Below are 20,503 nucleotides of genomic sequence, written 5' to 3'. Positions count from 1 at the left end.
TTACTTGTATGAGACAGTTAAGCGGGAGCGAATCTGTATTCTCATTATCACACGCACAGCGAAGAATCTGGATGATGGAGCAGCATTATCCCGATACTTCACTCAATAATGTGACACTGTATTTTATTTTTAAAGGGGAAGCGAATTTAGAATGGATTGAAACAGCCATCCACTGTAACCTCAGTAACCACACCGGGTTTGGATTGCGATTCACCCGCAGCCAGGACGGTGAGCCGTATCAATATTATATACCCCACCGCAAAACCCCGTTGCCGATGATTGATTTCAGTCCTTTAGATAATCCTGATGAAGCATTTCAGCTCTGGACACAAGAGCAGGCGGCTACCCCCTTCCAATTAGAAAATGGCCCTTTATATTACGTGGCCTTATTTAAAATCAGAGAAAATGAATGCGGTTACTTAATCAAGGCGCATCATATTATTGCCGATGGATGGTCAGGGTACGTGTTGCATCAGGACACTCTTGAGATTTATGAAAAGCTGGCAAAAGGTGAAGAACGTCCAGCGGGGAGGTCCAGCAATTTTCTGGATTTTGCTGATGATGAAGAACATTATTTAGCTTCTAATCGATACATAAAAGACAAGCAGTTTTGGTTACAGCGTTATCATGACTTTGAGTCCCCTACGACTATGGGAACTTCTAAAGCCGGTACCAACGATTCGGCTGGAACACGGAGATCATTTCGGCTGAACAAAGTGCTTTCTGACCAAGTCAGAGAAAAGCTTAGTGAGAACCGGGTTTCACTTAATGCATGGTTTGTATCGTTAATGCTTGTCTATTTGTACCGGACTACGGGACAAAGTGATTTAGTAATCGGAACTCCGGTCGTAAACCGCTCGGGACCCAAAGAAAAATCTGCAATAGGCATGTTTGTAAGCACAATGCCGCTGCGGGTGCAAATGAACGCTATACAGAGCTTCGATTCATTTAGCAGGGAAGTACAGCGGGAACTGATGTCATGTTATTTTCATCAAAAATATCCTTACGATAATCTGGTGCAAGAATTAGAGCTGCGGAAAAAAGGAACAGATCAGCTATTTTCTGTTGTTGTAAATAATTATGGCACCAGACTGGTAACAAATTTAGAAAATCTTACTGTAAGCGCAAACGAGGTTTATAGCGGACATCAATATTATCCATTCCAGTTTATTGTTAGAGATTGGTTTGAGACTGGTGAGCTTGAATTGGCGTTTGATTATAAAGCCGACCATTCGGATGGAATCGTAGAGCAAATATATAGCTCTTTTAATGTCATGCTTCAGGATATCATTCAAGAACCTGGCCTCATGATTCAAGATATCCGACTATTAGATGAAGGGGGAACCCGTCAGCTTACAGTTGGATTCAATGACACGGCAGCAGCGTATCCGCGGGAAGCGACAATCCACGGACTGTTCGAAGCGCAGGTGGAGAAGACGCCGGGTGCGGTGGCGGTCGTGTATGGCGACCAGCAGCTGACCTACGCGGAGCTGAACGCGCAGGCGAATCAGCTGGCGTGGACGCTGCGCGGCCATGGCGTAGGTCCGGAGCGTATCGTGGCAATTTTGATGGAGCGCTCGCTGGAGATGGTCGTCGGGATGCTCGGCATCCTGAAGGCCGGCGGGGCGTACGTGCCGATCGATCCGGATTATCCGGCCGAGCGGATTGCTTATACATTGAGGGACAGCGGGGCGGAGTGGCTGGTGACAAACCGGGCTGCCGAGCTTCGGACGCCGGCGCTTCCGTTTGCGGGCTGCCGGGTGTATGCAGGGGAATCAGTGCCGGAGCAGACGGGGAATCCGCCGCAGACGGCAACGCCGGAGCAGCTGGCCTACGTGATCTATACTTCAGGGACAACCGGAAAGCCGAAAGGGACGATGATTACGCACCGGAACGTGGTGCGGCTGCTGTTCAATGACCGCATGGCGTTTGATTTCAATGAGCGGGATGTGTGGACGCTGTTCCACTCCTATTGCTTCGATTTCTCGGTCTGGGAAATGTACGGCGCACTGCTCTATGGAGGCAAGCTGGTCGTTGTGCCATTGATGACGGCGAGGGATCCGGAGCAGATGGTGCGGCTGCTGAGGCAGGAACGGGTGACGGTGCTGAACCAGACGCCGAGCGCGTTTTATGCGTTGTCGCAACGTGAAATGGAAGAGGCGGACGCGGAGCTGTGCGTGCGGACCGTTATCTTTGGCGGGGAAGCGCTGGCGCCGGGGCGGTTGCGGTCATGGCAGCGGAAGTATCCGGATACGGATTTGATCAATATGTACGGGATCACGGAAACGACAGTGCACGTGACATACAAGAAGCTGGGAGAGGCGGAGATTACAAGCGGCATCAGCAACATCGGCAAGCCGCTTCCGACGCTGCGGGCCTATATTCTTGGTGACGGACAGCAGCTGCAGCCGGTCGGCGTCGCAGGCGAGCTGTGCATTGCGGGAGAAGGTCTGGCGCGGGGGTACTTGAACAACCCGGAGCTGACGGCGGAGAAATTCGTGGACAACCCGTTTGAACCGGGGGCACGGATGTACCGGACCGGGGATCTGGCGAGATGGCTACCGGACGGAAACCTGGAGTATCTGGGGCGGATCGACCATCAGGTGAAGATCCGGGGCTACCGGATCGAGTGCGGGGAGATTGAGGCGCGGCTTCTGGCGCATGCGTCCATCCGCGAAGCGGTGGTGCTGGCCCGTGAGGATGAGCAGGGACAGGCGTACTTATGCGCATATTATGTGAGCGATGAGGTGGTTGCTGTACCGGAGCTGCGTTCACACTTGGCGGGACAGCTGCCGGATTACATGATTCCGTCCTACTTTGTGGAGCTGGAGCAGCTGCCGCTGAGCACTAACGGCAAGGTGGACCGTAAGGCGCTGCCGGTGCCGGAAGCGGCGCAAACCGGCAGCGTCTACGAAGCACCGGGCACGCCGGCGCAGCTGCAGCTGGTGGAGATTTGGCAGGACGTGCTGGGGGCGGAGCAGGTCGGCATCCACGATAACTTTTTTATGCTGGGCGGCGACTCGATCAAGGCGATCCGCCTGGTCAGCCGGATCAACCGTGACCTGGACGTTACTCTTCCGTTAAAAGAGCTGTACCTGCATCAGACCATCGGCGAGCTGGCCGGGCTTCTAGTGCAGGAGCATAAGCCGAACCGGCAGCTGGAGTCAGGGCGGGAGATGCTGGAGCAGATGAAGCGGCGCATCATGGAGGATCCGGAACAGGCGAAGCATCTGCCGGAGGATTACGAGGATGTGTATCCGCTGAGCAAAATTCAGCAGAGCATGGTGTTCTACTCGAGACTGCGGCCGGAGGAGCCGATATACCACGATCAGTTTTTGTACCATTTCAAGATCGTGTCGACGGACCGGTTGGCGGAAACGCTGCAGCGGTTATCCGATAAGCATCCGATCCTGCGCACCACCTTTGATCTCACACATTTTGAGGAAGAAGTCCAGATCGTGCATACCCGGATCACGCCGAATCTTTTGTCGGAAGATATCTCCTCACTCAGCCATGAGGCGCAGGAGCGTGTGATCCAGGCATACATTGAACAAGACAAGCAAAGCTTGTTCCGGTTTGACGAAGAGGTGCTGTGGCGGGTTCACTTGTTCCGGCTGGATCCCCAGGATAATTATTGCATGGTGGCTACAATCCACCATGCAATGCTGGACGGATGGAGCCTGGCATCCCTCCAGCAGGAGGCTGTGGACCTTTATCGGCAGCTGCTGCAGGGAAAGCCGGCCAAGATGCAGGCGCTGCAAAGCAGCTACAGGGATTATGTGGCGATCAACCGGTTCCGGGAGAGTGACGAGGAGAGCCGGCAATATTGGATCAGGGAACTGGCGGGGTATACCCGGAACAAGCTGCCGTTCAACTACGCGGGCAAGAAGAGGGAGCGGGGAGGGGTCAGCAAAATATACCGCAGACCCCTGAGCCGTACGCTGCTTGAATCCTTGGAGCGGCAGGCGAAGCGGTACAGATGTACGGTCAAGGAGCTGTGCTTAAGCGCTTACGTCTATTTGCTGGGCATTCTGACGACGGAGGAAGAGATTGTTACAGGTGTGGTCAGCCACGACCGGCCGGCCATGGAGGATGCAGACAAGGTGTTGGGCTGCTTCCTCAATACGGTGCCGCTCCGCACAGAAGTGACAGGTCAGGTGTCGAAGTCGGAACTGGTGAGCCGGACGAAACAGCAGCTTGCACAAATGAAGGCGTATGAATTGTCTCTAGCCGAAATCGCCCATTTAATCGGTGAAGTGTCAAACCTGTCGGTCAACCCGGTCTTTGATACGCTGTTTAACTATACTGATTTCCATGTGCTGGAGGAAATGCGGACGGGCCAAGAGAGGGCATGGGAGACGGCGTCACTAAGTTTGGACGCAAACGAAATGACGAATACATTGTTTGATCTGGAGATTTTTCAAGCCCTACAGAAGCTGTATATGCAGATCAAATACGCGCCGGGGTATTTTGATGACCGGGAGATCGAAACGGCGTTTGCCTGGTACGAACGAATCTTAGAGGCTTTGTGCGACGAGGAGAGTGATCTCTTGTCGATGGAGCATCTGATGACGGCTGGGGAACGGCAAGATCTGGCGTATGAATGGAACCGGACGGATGTGCCATACGCCACAGAGAAGACGCTCCACCAGCTGGTTGAGGAACAAGCGGCCAGGACGCCTGATGCAGTGGCGGTCGTGTACCTGGATCAGCAGCTGACCTACGCGGAGCTGAACACGCGGGCGAATCAACTGGCGCGGATGCTGCGCGGTCAGGGCGTGGGGCCGGACGGCATTGTGGCGATGATGGCGGAACCCTCGCTGGAGCTGATTGCCGGAATGCTCGGCATTCTGAAAGCCGGCGGGGCATATCTGCCGATCGATCCGTCGCTGCCCGCTGAGCGGGTCCGGTATATGCTCAGCGACAGCGGAGCGGCAGTGCTGCTGCTGGGGCCTGGTCTGGATGTCGGCGGTTTTGAGGGCGCGGTAGTCGAGCTGACGCCTGGTGAACAAGGGCAATCGGGGGCCGACCTGCCGCTAGAGCTGGATTCCCGGCGTTTGGCGTATATGATCTACACTTCAGGCACGACGGGAAATCCCAAAGGGGTCATGATAGAGCACCGCTCGGTAGTTAACTTCATCACCGGGATGGCGCAAGTGATTCCCTTTGCCCCGGCGAAGTCGATTTTATTTGCGACGACACTGTCGTTTGACATCTCAGTGGTGGAGACGCTGCTGGCGTTGACACAAGGCATGCGGGTCGTGGCAGCGAGCAAAGAGCAGCAGAAGGACCCTCAGCAGCTGGCGGAGCTGATCGGGCGCCAGCGCATCGGCATGGTGCAGATGACGCCATCACGGGTGAAGATGCTGTTATCGGCGGGCTGTGACGCGTGGCTGGAAGGCGTAACCGAAATCCTGATTGGTGGAGAGGCCTGGACGGGCGAGCTGCTGACGGAGCTGCAAAGCAAGTCAAAGGCCGCACTATTCAATATGTACGGTCCGACGGAGACGACGATTTGGTCCGCAGTGCGGGAAGTCACCGCTGAGCAGACCGTGACCGTCGGGGGGCCGATGGCCAATACGCAGCTGTACATTGTAAATGACAAGCGGCAGCTGCAGCCGGTGGGTGTCGCGGGTGAACTGTGTATTGCAGGGGACGGCTTGGCACGAGGGTACTACAACCGGCCGGAGCTGACGGCGGAGAAATTCTTAGATAACCCGTTTGGGCCGGGAATGCGCATGTACCGGACGGGCGATCTGGCAAGATGGCTGCCGGACGGCAGCCTGGAGTACTTGGGGCGGATTGACCACCAAGTGAAGATTCGGGGCTACCGGATTGAGTGCGGGGAGATCGAGGCGCGGCTTCTGGCGCATGCGTCTGTCCGCGAAGCGGTAGTGATGGCCCGTGAGGATGAGCAGGGGCATGCGTATTTATGTGCATATCTTGTGAGCGACGCGGCGGTTGCTGTGCCGGAACTGCGTGCACATTTGGCAATACAGCTGCCGGATTACATGATTCCGTCTTATTTTGTGGAGCTGGAAAGAATTCCGCTGAACAACAACGGCAAGGTAGACCGTAAGGCACTTCCAGCGCCGGACCGGGAAGCGTACACCGAAGGCTGCGAAGCGCCGCGGGATGTGCTGGAGACGCAATTGGCGGCGTTGTTCGCTGTGGTGCTCGGGGTCAATGAGGTCGGGATCAACGATTCGTTCTTCGAGCGCGGCGGCCACTCGCTGAAAGCGGTGGCGCTGGTATCGCGGATTCATCAGCAGCTGGGCGTCGAGCTGCCGCTGCGGGAGCTGTTCGCACGGCCGACAGTGAAGGCATTGGCGGCCCATGTGCGCAGCGCCGAACAAAGCGGCTACGGCCGGATTGAGCCGGCGGCGGTACAGGCCTCGTACCCGCTGTCTTCGGCGCAGCGGCGGCTGTATGTGTTGCATGAGCTGGAGCCGGAGAGCACGCGCTACAACATGCCTGGCGTTGTGGAACTGGCCGGTCAGGTGGATATGGAACGTCTGGAGCAAGCGATTCGTGCGGTTATTGCCCGCCATGAGTCGCTGCGCACGTCGTTCACATGGGCAGACGGCGAACCGAGACAACACATACACGGAGAAGCCCCGTTTGAATTAGTGCTTCAGGAAGCGGAAGAGTCGCGGGCACAAGAGTTCACCCGGAGCTTCGTCCGGCCGTTCGCGCTGGATGAGGCCCCACTGCTGCGGGCCGGATTGCTACGGCTGGCGGAGGAGCGTTATTGGCTGGTGTGGGACATGCATCATATCGTGTCAGACGGCGTGTCGATGAATATTTTGGTGTCGGACTTCATGGCGGCGTATGCCGGTGAGGAGCTGGCGCCGCTGCGGATCCAGTACAAGGACTATGCGGTGTGGCAGCAGAGCGTGCTCGAAGTGGAGCGGATGCAGGCACATGAGGCGTACTGGCTATCGGCTTATGCGGAGGAAGCGCCGGTGCTGGAGCTGCCGGCTGACCGGCTGCGTCCGGCCGTCCAGGGCAGCGAAGGCGGGAAGGTTCATGCACAGATCCGTGCGGACGTAGCCGAGGGGCTGGAACGGATTGCGGCAGAGACGGGAGCAACGCTGTACATGGTGCTGCTGGCAGCGTATAACGTGTGGCTGCACAAGTACACGGGCCAGAATGACATTGTGGTCGGGACGCCGGTGTCGGGCCGGACGCATGGGGATACAGAAGCTATGATCGGGATGTTCGTGAACACGCTGGCGCTGCGCAATGCCCCGTCCGGGGAGAAGCGGTTTATCGACTTCGTACGCGAGGTGAAGGAGCGGACATTGTCGGCGTTTGAGCATCAGGACTACCCGTTTGAGGAACTGGTGGAGAAGCTGAACGTGCGGCGCGATATGGGGCACAACCCGTTGTTTGACACGATGCTGGTGCTGCAGAACATGGAGCAGGCGGGGTTCCGTCTGGCGGACGTTGACGTTCGTGGGGTTGAGCTGAGTCATTCGGCGACGAAGTTTGACTTAACGCTGAATGCTGTGGAGCAGGATCAAGGCCTCCAGCTGACGCTGGAATACAGCCGCGCGCTGTTCAACGGGGAGACGGCCGAACGGTACCTGCTGCACTTTGAACAGCTCTTGTCCCAAATAGCAGGACAGCCGGAAGCAAGCATTGGCGCGTACGAGCTTGTAACACCAGCGGAGAAGGAGCAACTGGTGTACGGATTTAACGACACAGCGGCGGCGTATCCGCGGGAAGCGACAATCCACGGACTGTTCGAAGCGCAGGTGGAGAAGACGCCGGGTGCGGTGGCGGTCGTGTATGGCGACCAGCAGCTGACCTACGCGGAGCTGAACGCGCAGGCGAATCAGCTGGCGTGGACGCTGCGCGGCCATGGCGTAGGTCCGGAGCGTATCGTGGCAATTTTGATGGAGCGCTCGCTGGAGATGGTCGTCGGGATGCTCGGCATCCTGAAGGCCGGCGGGGCGTACGTGCCGATCGATCCGGATTATCCGGCCGAGCGGATTGCTTATACATTGAGGGACAGCGGGGCGGAGTGGCTGGTGACAAACCGGGCTGCCGAGCTTCGGACGCCGGCGCTTCCGTTTGCGGGCTGCCGGGTGTATGCAGGGGAATCAGTGCCGGAGCAGACGGGGAATCCGCCGCAGACGGCAACGCCGGAGCAGCTGGCCTACGTGATCTATACTTCAGGGACAACCGGAAAGCCGAAAGGGACGATGATTACGCACCGGAACGTGGTGCGGCTGCTGTTCAATGACCGCATGGCGTTTGATTTCAATGAGCGGGATGTGTGGACGCTGTTCCACTCCTATTGCTTCGATTTCTCGGTCTGGGAAATGTACGGCGCACTGCTCTATGGAGGCAAGCTGGTCGTTGTGCCATTGATGACGGCGAGGGATCCGGAGCAGATGGTGCGGCTGCTGAGGCAGGAACGGGTGACGGTGCTGAACCAGACGCCGAGCGCGTTTTATGCGTTGTCGCAACGTGAAATGGAAGAGGCGGACGCGGAGCTGTGCGTGCGGACCGTTATCTTTGGCGGGGAAGCGCTGGCGCCGGGGCGGTTGCGGTCATGGCAGCGGAAGTATCCGGATACGGATTTGATCAATATGTACGGGATCACGGAAACGACAGTGCACGTGACATACAAGAAGCTGGGAGAGGCGGAGATTACAAGCGGCATCAGCAACATCGGCAAGCCGCTTCCGACGCTGCGGGCCTATATTCTTGGTGACGGACAGCAGCTGCAGCCGGTCGGCGTCGCAGGCGAGCTGTGCATTGCGGGAGAAGGTCTGGCGCGGGGGTACTTGAACAACCCGGAGCTGACGGCGGAGAAATTCGTGGACAACCCGTTTGAACCGGGGGCACGGATGTACCGGACCGGGGATCTGGCGAGATGGCTACCGGACGGAAACCTGGAGTATCTGGGGCGGATCGACCATCAGGTGAAGATCCGGGGCTACCGGATCGAGTGCGGGGAGATTGAGGCGCGGCTTCTGGCGCATGCGTCCATCCGCGAAGCGGTGGTGCTGGCCCGTGAGGATGAGCAGGGACAGGCGTACTTATGCGCATATTATGTGAGCGATGAGGTGGTTGCTGTACCGGAGCTGCGTTCACACTTGGCGGGACAGCTGCCGGATTACATGATTCCGTCCTACTTTGTGGAGCTGGAGCAGCTGCCGCTGAGCACTAACGGCAAGGTGGACCGTAAGGCGCTGCCGGTGCCGGAAGCGGCGCAAACCGGCAGCGTCTACGAAGCGCCAAGCACGCCGGCGCAGCTGAAGCTGGTGGAGATTTGGCAGGACGTGCTGGGGGCGGAGCAGGTCGGCATTCATGATAACTTTTTTGTGCTGGGCGGCGACTCGATCAAGGCGATCCGCCTGGTCAGCCGGATCAACCGTGACCTGGACGTTACTCTTCCGTTAAAAGAGCTGTACCTGCATCAGACCATCGGCGAGCTGGCCGGCTTTTTATCTCAAGAGGGAAAGGCGGAGCGGCAGCTGGAGTTGGGACGGGAGATGCTGGAGCAGATGAAGCGGCGCATCATGGAGGATCCGGACCAGGCGAGGCATCTGCCGGAGGATTACGAGGACGTGTATCCGCTGAGCAAAATTCAGCAGAGCATGGTGTTCTACTCGAGATTGCGGCCGGAGGAGCCGATATACCACGATCAGTTTCTGTACCATTTCAAGATCGTGTCGACGGACCGGTTGGCGGAAGCGCTGCAGCGGTTATCCGATAAGCATCCAATCCTGCGTACCACCTTTGATCTCACACATTTTGAGGAAGAGGTCCAGATCGTGCATACCCGGATCACGCCGAATCTTTTGTCAGAGGATATTTCCTCAATCAGCCATGAGGCGCAGGAGCGTGTGATCCAGGCATACATTGAACAAGACAAGCAAAGCTTGTTCCGGTTTGACGAAGAGGTGCTGTGGCGGGTTCGCTTGTTCCGGCTGAACACACACAATGATTATTGCATGGTTTCTACGATCCATCATGCGGTGTTGGACGGATGGAGCCTGGCGTCCTTCCAGCAGGAGGCCATGGATATATATCAGCAGCTGCTGCAGGGCAAGCCGGTTGAGACGCAGGCGCTTCAAAGCAGCTACAGGGATTATGTGGCGATCAACCGGTTCCGGGAGAGCGACGAGGAGAGCCGGCAATATTGGATCAGGGAACTGGCGGGGTACACCCGGAACAAGCTGCCGTTCAACTACGCAGGCAAGAGGAGGGAGCGGGGAGCGGTCAGCAAAATATACCGCAGACCCCTCAGCCGTACGCTGCTGGGTTCCTTGAAACGGCAGGCGAAGCGGTACGGATGTACGGTCAAGGAGCTGTGCTTGAGTGCGCACGTCTATTTGCTGGGCATTCTGACGACGGAGGAAGAGATTGTTACAGGTGTGGTCAGCCACGACCGGCCGGCCATGGAGGATGCAGACAAGGTGTTGGGCTGCTTCCTCAATACGGTACCGCTACGCATAGGAGTGACAGGTCAGGTGTCGAAGTCGGAACTGGTGAGCCGGACGAAACAGCAGCTTGCACAAATGAAGGCGCATGAGCTGTTTCTGGTCGACATTGCCCATTTAATAGGTGAAGTGTCAAGCCCGTCGGTCAACCCGGTCTTCGATACGCTGTTTAATTATACCGATTTCCATGTGCTGGAGGAGCAGCTGGGGGATGAGCTGGTATCAGAGCCGGTCCATTTTAACCTTGAAGCCAATGAGATGACGAATACATGGTTTGATTTGGAGGTATCTCAATCCCTTCAGGAACTGAACATGCAGATCAAATACGCGCCGGGGTATTTTGATGACCGGGAGATCGAAACGGCGTTTGCCTGGTACGAACGAATCTTAGAGGCTTTGTGCGACGAGGAGAGCGATCTCTTGTCGATGGAGCATCTGATGACGAGTGCGGAACGGCATGGGATCGTGTATGAATGGAACCGTACGGGTACGCCGTACGCAGCAGAGAAGACGCTGCACCAGCTGGTTGAGGAACAAGCGGCGAGGACGCCCGAGCGGCCTGCTTTAAGCTGGAAGAGCCAAAAATTAACCTATCGGGAGCTGGACGAGCGATCGAACCGATTGGCGCGGCGGCTGCAGGCCCGCGGGGTGAAAGTCAATGATCATGTCGGGTTAATGACCGGGCGGAGCTTTGAGATGATCATCGGGATGCTGGCGATTCTGAAAGCCGGCGCAGCGTATGTACCGATTGACCCGGATTACCCGCAAAGCCGAATTGCGCATATTATTGGCCATGCAGGAGTAAGCATCCTTGTCGTCGACCAGACGTATGAAGGAGCGCCAATGCAAGTTGTGGACAGCCGGGACCCTTCGCTGATTGAGCATTCCGGCGGGGCGCTGCAGCTTGCCAAAGATTCAAAGGAATTGGCGTACATCATTTATACATCCGGCTCAACCGGAGAACCGAAAGGGGTCATGATTGAACATCATTCGGCGGTAAACTTGGTCAGCTGGGTCAATCAGGAATTTAGCGTTCATGAGGAAGACCGGCTTTTATTCATTACTTCGATGTGCTTTGATTTGTCAGTGTATGACATTTTCGGCCCTCTTGCGGCGGGAGCCCAGATTGTGATTGCAAGCCGGGAGCAGGTACAGGATCCAAAACAGATGCAGCGGCTGCTGGAACAGGAAGCGATTACGATTTGGGACTCGGTGCCGACGACGCTGAACCATGTGCTGCACAGCATAGAGGAACAAGAAGAGGCGTTTAGCCAGAAAGCTCTGCGGCTGGCGCTGGTGAGCGGGGACTGGATTCCGACCGATTTGGCGGAACGGGCGAAGGCATACTTCCCTCACGTTCAAGTGATAGGACTTGGGGGTGCGACGGAAGCAACCGTATGGTCCAACTACTATCCGATCGAGAAAGTTCCGGCGGATTTGACAAGCATTCCGTACGGAAAGCCGCTGGCGAACAATACCTTCTACATTCTGGACGCTGATTGGCATCCGGTGCCATACGGGGTGGCCGGAGAGCTGTATATCGGGGGCGTGGGTGTAGCCAGAGGATATTTGAACGATCCGGCCAAGACAAGCGCATCGTTTATGCAAAATCCGTTTGTGCCGCAGGGGCGGATATACCGGACGGGGGACATGGGGCGAATGCTGCCGGACGGTAACATGGAGTTTCTGGGACGTCAAGATCACCAGGTGAAGATCCGGGGCTACCGGGTGGAGCTTGGAGAAATCGAAAACCAGTTGCTGAGACATGAGATGGTACGTGAAGCGGTGGTCGCCGCCCGAGAGGATGCAGCCGGCGGAAAATATTTGTGTGCGTACGTGGTGCTGCAGCAGGAGACAGCCTCGGCGGATATTCGGGAGCACCTTGGGCGGACGTTACCGGCGTATATGATACCAGGGTATGTGATACCGATGGAGCGTTTGCCGCTGACTCCTAACGGCAAGCTGGACCGCAAAGCGTTACCGGAGCCGGACACCAGAATGCATTCGGAAGAACAGTATGAGGCACCAAGCACCGAAACGGAGCGGAAGCTGCTCAACATTTGGCGGGACGTGCTTGGTTTAGAGAACATAGGGGTAAGTGACGACTTTTTTGCAGTTGGCGGGCACTCCTTGCGGGCAACCGCGCTGGTGTCCAAAATACAGAAGACGATGAATGTAGAGCTGACGCTGCAGGAAGTATTCCTCCTTACCACGATCAAAGAGCAGGCTCAGAAGATGGAGGGAATGTTGAAGACGGCATACAGCTCTATCGAGCCGACCAGTCTGGACAAGGATTACCCGCTGTCTTCGGCGCAGCGGCGGCTGTATGTGCTGCATGAGCTGGAGCCGGAGAGCACGCGCTACAACATGCCTGGCGTTGTGGAACTGGCCGGTCAGGTGGATACGGGACGGCTGGAGCAAGCGATTCTTGCGGTTATTGCCCGCCATGAGTCGCTGCGCACGTCGTTCACATGGGTGGACGGCGTGCCGAGACAGCAGATACACGAAGAGGTGCCGTTTGAATTAGTGCTTCAGGAAGTGGAGGAGCCGCAGGCACAGGAGCTCATATGGAATTTCGTACGGCCGTTCACACTGGATGAGGCACCGCTGCTGCGGGCCGGACTGCTGCGGCTGGCAGCGGAGCGTTATTGGCTGGTGTGGGATATGCATCATATCGTGTCAGACGGTGTGTCGATGAATATTCTGGTGTCGGACTTCATGGCGGCGTATGCCGGTGAAGAGCTGACGCCGCTGCGGATCCAGTACAAGGACTACGCGGTGTGGCAGCAGGGCGTGCTCGAAGTGGAGCGGATGCAGGCACATGAGGCGTACTGGCTATCGGCCTATGCGGAAGTAGCACCGGTGCTGGAACTGCCAGCTGACCGGATACGCCCAGCGGTGCCGGGGAGTGAAGGCGGCCGGGTGTATACGCAGATCAGTCAGGACGTTGCCGAGAGGCTGAAGCAGATTGCGGCAGAGACGGGAGCAACACTGTACATGGTGCTGCTGGCAGCGTATAACGTGTGGCTGCACAAGTACACGGGGCAAAGCGACATTGTGGTCGGGACGCCGGTGTCGGGCCGGACGCATGGGGATACAGAAGCTATGATCGGGATGTTCGTGAACACGCTGGCGCTGCGCAATGCCCCATCCGGGGAGAAGCGGTTTATCGACTTCGTGCACGAAGTGAAGGAGCGGACATTGTCGGCGTTTGAGCATCAGGACTACCCGTTTGAGGAACTGGTGGAGAAGCTGAACGTGCGGCGCGAAATGGGCCGCAACCCGTTGTTTGACACGATGCTGGTGCTGCAGAACATGGAGCAGGCGAGCTTCCGTCTGGCGGACGTTGACGTTCGTGCGGCTGAGCTGAGTCATTCGGCGACGAAGTTTGACTTAACGCTGAATGCTGTGGAGCAGGATCAAGGCCTCCAGCTGACGCTGGAATACTGCCGCGCGCTGTTCAACGGGGAGACGGCCGAACGGTACCTGCTGCACTTTGAACAGCTCTTGTCCCAAATAGCAGGACAGCCGGAAGCAAGCATTGGCGTGTATACGCTTGTAACGGAGGAGGAGAAGGTGCAGCTGCTGCAGGGGTTCAACGACACAGCGGCGGCGTATCCGCGGGAAGCGACAATCCAGGGACTGTTCGAAGCGCAGGTGGAGAAGACGCCGGGTGCGGTGGCGGTCGTGTATGGCGATCAGCAGCTGACCTACGCGGAGCTGAACGCGCAGGCGAATCAGCTGGCGTGGACGCTGCGCGGTCACGCTGTGGGGCCGGAGCATATCGTGGCGGTTATGGCGGAACGCTCGCTGGAGCTGATGATAGGACTCTATGGCATCCTGAAGGCCGGCGGGGCGTACCTGCCGATCGATCCGGCGCTGCCTGCAGAGCGCATCCGCTATATGCTCAGCGACAGCGGCGCGGCGACGCTGCTGATACAGCCTGGGCTGGATGCATGCGGATTTGAGGGCACGGTTGTCGAGCTGACGCTTGGGGGACAAGCGCAATCTGAAGCCACTCCGCCGCTAGAGATGGATTCCCGGGGACTGGCGTATGTAATCTACACCTCGGGCACGACTGGGAATCCCAAGGGGGTCATGATTGAACACCGGGCGGTTATTAACCGCTTGGAGTGGATGCAGAACCGCTACCCGATCGGAGCACAGGATGTTCTTCTGCAGAAGACGCCGATTACGTTCGACGTTTCGGTATGGGAACTGTTCTGGTGGGGCATGACCGGAGCCCGGGTCTGCATGCTTGCGCCGCAGGGAGAGAAGGATCCGGAGGTGCTGGCCGAAACGATAGAGCGTCACGGCGTCACGGTAATGCACTTTGTGCCGTCGATGCTGAGCGTGTTTCTGGAGCAGGCGGGGCAAGGTTTTGGCAGGGAGCAGCTGGGCAGCTTGCGCCGGGTATTTGCCAGCGGGGAAGCATTGAAGCCGCAGCACGTGACCGGGTTCTATAAGGTAATGCAGGGGAGCGGAGCGACGCTTCACAACCTGTACGGACCAACGGAGGCTACGGTGGATGTCACATATTACGACAGCGCTTCGACCTTCGCGGAACCGGCAGTCCCGATCGGCAAGCCAATCGCTAATACGCAGCTGTACATTGTGAATGAGAACCGGCAATTGCAGCCGGTGGGTGTCGCGGGTGAACTGTGCATAGCAGGGGACGGCTTGGCACGTGGGTACTACAACCGGCCGGAGCTGACGGCAGAGAAATTCGTGGACAACCCGTTTGAGCCGGGGACACGGATGTACCGGACCGGAGATTTGGCGAGATGGCAGCCGGACGGCAATCTGGAATACCTGGGCCGGATCGATCATCAGGTGAAGATCCGTGGCTACCGGATCGAGTGCGGGGAGATTGAGGTGCGGCTTCTGGCGCATGCGTCTATCCGAGAAGCGGTAGTGCTGGCCCGTGAGGATGAGCAAGGACAGGCATACTTGTGTGCATATTATGTGAGCGACGCGGCGGTTGCGGTACCGGAACTGCGTTCACATATGGCAATACAGCTGCCCGATTACATGATTCCGTCTTATTTTGTGGAGCTGGAGAGAATTCCGCTGAACACCAACGGCAAGGTAGACCGCAAGGCTCTTCCAGCGCCGGACCGGGAGGCGTACACCGAAGGCTATGAAGCGCCGCGGGATGCGCTGGAGATACAATTATCTGAGTTGTTCGCTGTGGTGCTCGGGGTCAATGAGGTCGGGATCAGCGATTCGTTCTTCGAGCGCGGCGGCCACTCACTGAAAGCGGTGGCGCTGGTATCGCGGATTCATCAGCAGCTGGGCGTCGAGCTGCCGCTGCGGGAGCTGTTCGCACGGCCGACAGTGAAGGCATTGGCAGCCCATGTGCGCAGCGCCGAACAAAGCGGCTACGGCCGGATTGAGCCGGCGGCGGTGCAGGCCTCGTACCCGCTGTCTTCGGCGCAGCGGCGGCTGTATGTGCTGCATGAGCTGGAGCCGGAGAGCACGCGCTACAACATGCCTGGCGTTGTGGAACTGGCCGGGAAGGTGGATATGGAACGTCTGGAGCAAGCGATTCGTGCGGTTATTGCCCGCCATGAGTCGCTGCGCACGTCGTTCAGGTGGACAGACGGTGAGCCGAGACAGCTGGTGCACGAAGAGGTGCCGTTTGGATGGAGCTGCCGCGATGTGGAAGAAGCACAGGCGCGGGAGTTCACCCGGAGCTTTGTGCGGCCGTTCGCGCTGGATGAGGCACCGCTGCTGCGGGCCGGAGTGCTGCGGCTGGCGGAGGAGCGTTATTGGCTGGTGTGGGACATGCATCATATCGTGTCAGACGGTGTGTCGATGAATATTCTGGTGTCGGACTTCATGGCGGCGTATGCCGGTGAGGAGCTGGCACCGCTGCGGATCCAGTACAAAGACTTTGCGGTGTGGCAGCAGGGTACGCTCGAAGTGGAGCGGATGCAGGCACATGAGGCATATTGGCTATCCGCTTATGCGGAGGAAGCGCCGGTGCTGGAGCTGCCGGCTGACCGGCTGCGTCCGGCGGTGCCAAGCAGCGAAGGCGGCCGGATACACACTGAAGTAAATGCCAAGATGTTAGATGCCCTAAAAAGGATTGCGGCAGAGACGGGAGCGACGCTGTACATGGTGCTGCTGGCAGCGTATAACGTGTGGCTGCACAAGTATACGGGGCAAAGCGACATTGTGGTCGGGACGCCGGTGTCGGGCCGGACACACGGGGATACGGAGCCCATGATTGGGATGTTCGTGAACACGCTGGCCTTGCGCAATGCCCCGTCCGGGGAGAAGCGGTTTATCGACTTCGTACGCGAGGTGAAAAAGCGGACATTGTCGGCATTTGAGCATCAGGATTACCCGTTTGAGGAACTGGTGGAGAAGCTGAACGTGCGGCGCGATATGGGCCGCAACCCGTTGTTTGACACGATGCTGGTGCTGCAGAACATGGAGCAGGCGAGCTTTGGACTGACAGATATTGACGTTCGTCCGGTTGAGCTGGGCCATTCGACGGCGAAATTCGATCTGACGCTAAATGTGTGGGAAGCCGAAAAAAATCTTCTCCTGACGCTGGAATACAGCAGCGTGCTATTCAACAAGGAGACGGCCGAGCGGCAGCTGTCTCATTTTGTCCACCTCTTGACTCAAATGACAGAACAAGCGGATGCCACCATAGCTTCTCTGGAACTTGTAACACTAGAGGAGAAGGAACAACTGCTGTACGGGTTCAACGACACTGCGGCAGCGTATCCGCGGGAAGCGACGATTCACGGGCTGTTCGAAGCACAGGCGGAGAAGACGCCGGATGCGATAGCGGTTGTACACGGGGATCAGCAGCTGATCTATGCGGAGCTGAACGCGCGGGCAAATCAGCTGGCCTGGACGCTGCGCGGTTACGGCGTGGGGCCCGAGCGTACCGTGGCGATTATGGCGGAGCGCTCGCTGGAGCTGATGATCGGGGTGCTCGGCATCCTAAAAGCTGGCGGGGCGTACGTGCCGATCGATCCGGCGTATCCGGCGGAGCGGATTGCTTACATGTTGGAAGACAGCGGAGCCGGTCTGCTGCTCATCTCCGGAGACACGCAAGTACCAGCAGCCTATGCGGGAGAAGTGTTAACCCTGAACACGGCGCAGTATGCAGGGAATCCGGAGAACGTACCGGTAGTCAGTGGACCGGAGAATATGGCGTATGTCATCTACACGTCCGGATCGACGGGTCAGCCCAAAGGAGTCGTGATTACCCAGCAGAGCCTGGTTAACTATATCAGTTGGGCGTGCAAGGTGTATGTACAGGGAGACCCGCTGGATTTCCCGCTGTATTCATCGGTTGCGTTCGACCTCACGGTCACTTCTATGTTTACTCCGCTTGTGAGCGGCAATCGGGTTGTCATCTATTCCGGCCAAGACATCGTCCTGGTGCTGGAGCGGATGCTGACTGAAAATCAAGTCGGGATTGTAAAGCTCACCCCGACGCATTTGAGCCTGCTGGGCGAAATCCCGGCTGCCGGTTCGAATCTGAAGCGGATTATCGTGGGAGGAGAGCAGCTCGAAGCTCATGTGGCAAGGAAATTTGCCAGCCGCTGTGCTTTTCCCGTTGAAATCTATAATGAATACGGGCCAACGGAAACCACGGTCGGCTGCATGATTTACCGCTATGACGAGTCCCAAGGAGGAATGCATGCGGTTCCTATCGGCATGCCGGCAGATAATGCAAAAGTCTATGTGCTGGATGCAAGCCGGCGTCCGGTAGCCACGGGCGTTCCCGGAGAAATGTATATCGGAGGGGAAGGGCTGGCTAGAGGATACCTCAACCGTCCGGAACTGACGGCGGAGAAATTCGTAGCCAATCCGTTTGAACCGGGAACGCAGATGTACCGGACCGGGGATTTGGCGAGATGGCTGGCGGACGGAAATCTGGAGTATCTGGGACGGATCGACCAGCAAGTGAAGATCCGGGGCTACCGGATCGAGTGCGGGGAAATCGAGGCGCGGCTTCTGGCACATGCGTCTATCCGTGAAGCGGTAGTCATCGGCCGGAAGGATGAGCAGGGACAGGCGTATTTATGCGCATATGTAGTGAGCGATAAGGCGGCTAAGGCACCGGAGCTGCGTTCGCACTTAGCAGGACAGCTGCCGGATTACATGATCCCGTCTTACTTTGTGGAGCTGGAGCAGCTGCCGCTGAATACTAACGGCAAGGTGGACCGCAAGGCGCTGCCGGAGCCGGAAGCAGCGCATACAAGTAGGGTTTACGAAGCACCGCGGACAGCGCGGGAAGCCTTGCTGGCATCGGTTTGGCAGGAGGTTCTGGGCGTAAAGCGGCTGGGAATCAAAGATTCCTTCTTTGAGCTGGGCGGGGATTCGATCAAAGCCGTTCAGATAGCTGCGCGGCTGCGGGGGCATCAGCTGCACCTGGCGATCCGGGATCTGTTCCGGTATCCGACGGTCCTGGAGCTAAGCCCGCATGTACAGACGCTGACACGTCAGACCGATCAAGGGCCAGTAGAAGGCGAAGTGCGGTTAACGCCAATCCAGCAGGGACTGTTTGAGCGGTCGGCGCAGCTGCCGCACCATTATAACCAGGCGGTGATGCTGTATCGGCGGGACGGATTTGACGAAGCCATCCTGGGCCGTGTATTTGAGGGGATCGTGTCGCACCATGATGCGCTGCGGATGAGGTACCGGAAAGAAGCGGAGGGCATCGTGCAGTGGAACGGCGGGCTGGCAGAGGCGGGCTTTAGCCTGGACGTCATTGACTTGCACGCTGAACCTGACGTGGAGACGCGGATCGCGGCGGAAGCTGAGCGCCTGCAGCGGGGGCTGCACCTGGAGCAGGGACCGCTGCTGCGCCTGGGGCTGATGAAGACCGGTGAGGGCGATCATCTGCTGATCGTCATCCACCATCTGGTGGTGGACGGGGTGTCATGGCGGATTCTGTTCGAAGATGTGCAGACGGGTTATGAGCAGGCGGAGCGGGGCGGGGAGATCCGCTTCCCGGAGAAGACGGATGCGTTCCGGACGTGGTCGGAAGCACTATCGCGCTATGCGGACAGTAAGGAACAGCTGGGTGAAATCGCCTATTGGAAACACATCGAGCAGACGCCGGCTGGGGTGCTGCCGGAGGAGGAAGGACCGGGAGAATCCGACCGGAGCGGCGGAGCGGTGACCATTGAGCTGTCGCAGGAAGAGACGGATCAGCTTCTGAACCAGGCGGGCCGGGCGTACCATACGGAAATCAACGACATCCTGCTGACGGGGCTAGGGCTGGCGCTGCGGGAATGGAGCGGCGGGCGGCAATTTGTAGTGGACCTGGAAGGGCATGGCCGTGAAGAGATCGGGGAAGCGGTGGATGTGAGCCGTACGGTCGGCTGGTTCACGGCGGTCGTGCCGACGCTGCTTGACCTGGGGGCATCCGAGGCGTTGTCCGACTGTATCAAAACAGTGAAAGAAGGGCTGCGCAGCGTACCGAACAAAGGTCTGGGGTATGGCGTGCTGAAGTATATGACGGCAGCGGAGCACAAGGGGGAGCTGAAGTTCGACCTTCGCCCGGAGATCTGCTTCAATTATCTGGGCCAGTTCGATCAGGACGTGACCGGTGGCGTATTCGAAGCGTCGGAGTACGGGACAGGCAGCAGCATGGATCGGAACCTTCAGAGTGAGTACAAGCTGAGTCTGAACGGGATGGTGAGCGGCGGGAAGCTTATGTTTACGTGTAATTATGCGGCGGATACTTACCGGAGGGCAACGGTGGAATGGTGGATGGCGTGTTATGCAGAGCAGCTTCGCAGGCTGATTGCCCACTGCACCGGGCAGGCGTACAGCGAAAAGACCGCGAGTGATTTTAGCTCTAGCGGATTAGATATTGAAGAAATAGAGAACATTTACACATTGCTTGAGCAAATGAACTAGGAAAAAGGGTTATAGCAGGGGGGTGTAAGGACATCCCTCTGCACTCTATATGAAGAGAATACGGTATCAGCAGATATCTAAATTGACTGGCCCGAGAGATTAACCCCGGTTTTATAATAGCGGTCTTTAAACAACTTGTCGGG

General features: G+C 57.7%; 1 protein-coding gene. It reads left to right on the top strand.

The window, feature by feature from the left end:
- Positions 1–8: 8 nt before the first annotated feature.
- Positions 9–20,360 carry a non-ribosomal peptide synthase/polyketide synthase gene (locus tag R70723_RS27515; protein WP_052421500.1) on the top strand — a complete coding sequence of 6,784 codons (20,352 nt, stop codon included), beginning with the start codon at positions 9–11 and terminating at the stop codon, positions 20,358–20,360.
- Positions 20,361–20,503 lie beyond the last annotated feature (143 nt).

It is taken from the genome of Paenibacillus sp. FSL R7-0273, from assembly GCF_000758625.1.
GTDB lineage: Bacteria > Bacillota > Bacilli > Paenibacillales > Paenibacillaceae > Paenibacillus_AQ.
Note: the sequence above shows the minus strand (reverse complement) of the source record. Positions and strands in the feature narration are given on the sequence as shown.

Excerpts from the sequence above, each read along its gene's own strand:
- R70723_RS27515 (WP_052421500.1), top strand. The coding sequence starts at position 9 with ATGAGACAGTTAAGCGGGAGCGAATCTGTATTCTCATTATCACACGCA.